The organism is Nocardia sp. NPDC004260 (genome assembly GCF_053603155.1).
Genome location: NZ_JBSGEZ010000207.1, coordinates 1 through 2,958 on the forward strand (window position 1 = coordinate 1; position 2,958 = coordinate 2,958).

The following is a 2,958-nucleotide window of genomic DNA, read 5'->3' on the forward strand; positions in this document are numbered from 1 at the left end:
ACCTCAACATGCCGACAATCCGAGCCAGCGAAGCTCCCGAAGACGACTGAAATACCAAGCAGACCAAGAAGTTTGATTCAGTTCAGAGAATACGGGCTCCGGTTCGAAACCGTCGCCCGCCGCGGGCCCGATCTGCTCGACCGCATCGAAGAGCGAGGGCGCTTCCCCGACGCCGCAAGACGTTGGTGTACAAGCGATTTCAAGCGCGGACCGATCCGCAGAATCTTCACCGCGCTCGCCGCCGAATCACGCGCGGCCGGAATCACCGGCCGCCCCGTGCGGCTGCTGTCGGTCATGGGCCATCGCGCCGAAGAATCCACCGACCGCCGCCGCCTGACCCCGTTCACCCACGACGGCAGCCGCACCTGCCCCTGCCCGCACTGCCACCACCACCGCGCGCAGGGGACCAGCCCAGGCCACGGGGCATCCAACACCCGCAAACACGTCGATGTCTGGCTGCCGGTGCACCACTGGAGCACCGCCGACGTGTGGCGGCGCATCGCAGCCGCCGGAACCCGGCCCCACCCCGCCTACGCCGCCGGAATGCCCCGCCTGAGCTGCGTGTTCTGCGTACTCAGCTCCAAACCAGCGCTCATCCGCGCCGCCCAGCTCGCCCCCGACCTCGCCGCCGCATACGCCGACGTCGAGCACCGCATCGGCCACCGCTTCCGCGTCGACCTATCCATGAGCGAAATCATCACCGCCGCCGCGAACACCCCGGTTCCCAGCCACATCGACACATGGGCAGCCTGAGCACCAATCCAGAAAGGAACACCATGACACCGACCGAAACACGCAATACCCCTGCCGATTCCCGAACCACCGCCGCCCTCGAGCTGTACGCCGCCCTCATAACCGAGGCCAGCAGCTGGGCGTGTGACGACGACCCAGACACAGACGAGTTCCACCACATGCCCCCAGACCAGGTAATCGACGCCATCGCCGAACACTGCCTGGTGCCCACACACCTGCTCGAAGCCATCGTCGGCGCACTTACCGAACTCGACCCGTCCACCTATCGCCGCTAGAGCAAGCTGCCCACTCGCCATCATGACGAAAGGGGTGTCGCACAACCATTTACGGTGCGTGACACCCCTTTCTCACCATAGTGATCGCAGCCGCCAACCGCGGCCACGAACAGCCTGGGCATGATGACGCCTTTTCCCGTGCATGCAGTTCTGACCCGCTAGAACATCCGCGTCCCGATCAACCCGCCTTTGGAGAACACAATGCTCAATGCCACCGAAGCCGACAAGTCCAATCGCGCAGCCGAATTTCATCCGCAGACGAGCGACGAGACCAGGCCCTGCATAGAAGTCGCTGGCGTGCTCGTCTTCACTTACATCGATGACAACGGTGTCGTCAGAGTCTCCGTCCACCTGGACACCACCGACGCAGCGGTACACGACATTCGCGGACTCGTCCCGATCCGCATCGTCCTCGAGGATTCCGTCGTCTTCGACAGTGAGCAGGACCCCACCCCGCACACCGCCACATCGACCGATATCGCGTTCAACGGCCCCGAGTTCAATGCCGAAGATCGCACCATCGAACTTCGCATCGACGAGACGATTCTGGTGAAGATGGCAGAGGAGAACTGGGACATCGATGACTGGCCGCACACCGACCGAGAGCGGCGCAAGCTCTGGCTCAACATCGTCACCGGCCTCATCGACCGAGTCAACCGCTGCGACGGACTACTGACGATGTCGACTCCCGCCAGGTGGCGCCAGCCCGCCATCCAGATCGCCTACGACTTGATCACCGACGCGTGCACACAGCCCCGCGGGATCGCCATACACCTGCGCACCGTCGACACCGGATCGGAAATCTGCTCCCGCCGCTACTTCAATGCCGACGACATGCAGTTCATCACCGCCGATGGCCGCATCACCGACGAACCGGACATCGAAGATCTTCTTCGCGGCCTGGTCCGTGATCTCGAAGTCGAGATCAACAACCTCTACCGCGAATTCGCAGACTGAGCAACGCCCGATCGGGGCGGGACCAGGCAGAAGTCAGCTGCCTGGTCCCACAACCACCAGCCTACGACCAGTTCATGAAAGGAGATCCGTCCAGCCGGGCCGCGCGACCAACTCACCGGGACGAACCCCCAGATACAGCAACGGCCGACCGGGACCACATCCCGGTCGGCCGCCGAGCCGACACACGACAGTACGCCGCCAGCCTCCCGCTAGGGCTCCAGGGGCGATCCGTCCAGGTTGTACCGCGGCCGCACAACCCGCCACCCCGACGAGTCCGCGTCCGCACCATACGGACGGCCTTCCACCACGGCCGCCACATCCTGGGCCGACACCGCAGTCAGCGACGCCAGCACCCGGGCGGCCTCACGATCCACCGCCGACACATCCGCCTTCATCGCGCTACCTCTATCCCATTCGCGTACAACGTCATTCCCCCGAATCCCCTTGCACCAGGCGTAGCCACCCGGCCTCACCAGAGTACGGCACTCGCGCACCCGCGCCACCACACCGACACCGGCCCCCACAAACGCCACAGCAGCCCACCATGCGACCGCGATGCGCGGCCGGCGGTCCGGTAGCCGATCACCCATGATGTGAGCTACCGCGACACCGAGCCGTCCCCCAGCTGCGCAGCTCCCGCACAATCGCCACCCAGCCCGGTGCCGCCGGAGGTGGTCACCCCATCCCACGAACTCACGCCGGTGGGAAAACGGCGGCGCGCTGCGCCGTGCGCGGCCTCCGGCCGCGTGCCCCTGGGTGGTGGCGCCTGCATTATGTTCCCGCGCCCCTCCAACCTCAAGGGCGCTCCTCCGTCGCGTCGCTACGCGATGGCCTGCGGCCACCCTTGACCTTGGAGCCTCTGCGCGAGAAAGGCAGGCGCTAAGGGTTGTCCCGTAAGTTGTTGAGCGGCAGTCGGTATCGTGTTCGCGTGGCGGTGATCTCGGCGGTCGATCCGGTGATGGTGGAGTTGTTC

General features: G+C 65.2%; 4 protein-coding genes. 3 read left to right on the top strand and 1 reads right to left on the bottom strand.

The genetic code is table 11. The features are described 5' to 3' along the window. The first annotated feature begins 72 nt into the window (after positions 1 to 72). The 3 genes from ACWEO7_RS38880 to ACWEO7_RS38890 all read left to right on the top strand — a co-directional run bounded on the left by ACWEO7_RS38880 (position 73) and on the right by ACWEO7_RS38890 (position 1,985). The gene (locus ACWEO7_RS38880; RefSeq protein ID WP_452430772.1) at positions 73 to 753 is read left to right on the top strand and encodes a phosphoadenosine phosphosulfate reductase domain-containing protein; all 681 of its coding nucleotides are present in this window, start codon (positions 73 to 75) and stop codon (positions 751 to 753) included. Between the two features lie 23 nt (positions 754 to 776). Further along, positions 777 to 1,028: a hypothetical protein gene (locus tag ACWEO7_RS38885; protein ID WP_452430774.1), complete on the top strand. Its 252-nt coding sequence runs from the start codon at positions 777 to 779 to the stop codon at positions 1,026 to 1,028. Between the two features lie 201 nt (positions 1,029 to 1,229). After that, positions 1,230 to 1,985 (top strand): hypothetical protein, encoded by a 756-nt coding sequence (locus ACWEO7_RS38890; RefSeq protein WP_452430776.1) that lies wholly within the window; start codon positions 1,230 to 1,232, stop codon positions 1,983 to 1,985. A gap of 209 nt (positions 1,986 to 2,194) precedes the next feature. Here the strand turns inward: ACWEO7_RS38890 and ACWEO7_RS38895 are convergent, their stop codons facing one another. Beyond that, entirely contained in the window at positions 2,195 to 2,380 is a 186-nt protein-coding gene (locus ACWEO7_RS38895) for a hypothetical protein (RefSeq protein WP_452430777.1), read from the bottom strand. Positions 2,381 to 2,958: the final 578 nt, after the last annotated feature.

What these genes read in the sequence shown, in the direction of transcription:
- ACWEO7_RS38890 (WP_452430776.1), top strand. Translation starts at nt 1,230, where the DNA reads ATGCTCAATGCCACCGAAGCCGACAAGTCCAATCGCGCAGCCGAATTT.
- ACWEO7_RS38895 (WP_452430777.1), bottom strand. Translation starts at nt 2,380, where the DNA reads ATGAAGGCGGATGTGTCGGCGGTGGATCGTGAGGCCGCCCGGGTGCTG.
- ACWEO7_RS38885 (WP_452430774.1), top strand. Translation starts at nt 777, where the DNA reads ATGACACCGACCGAAACACGCAATACCCCTGCCGATTCCCGAACCACC.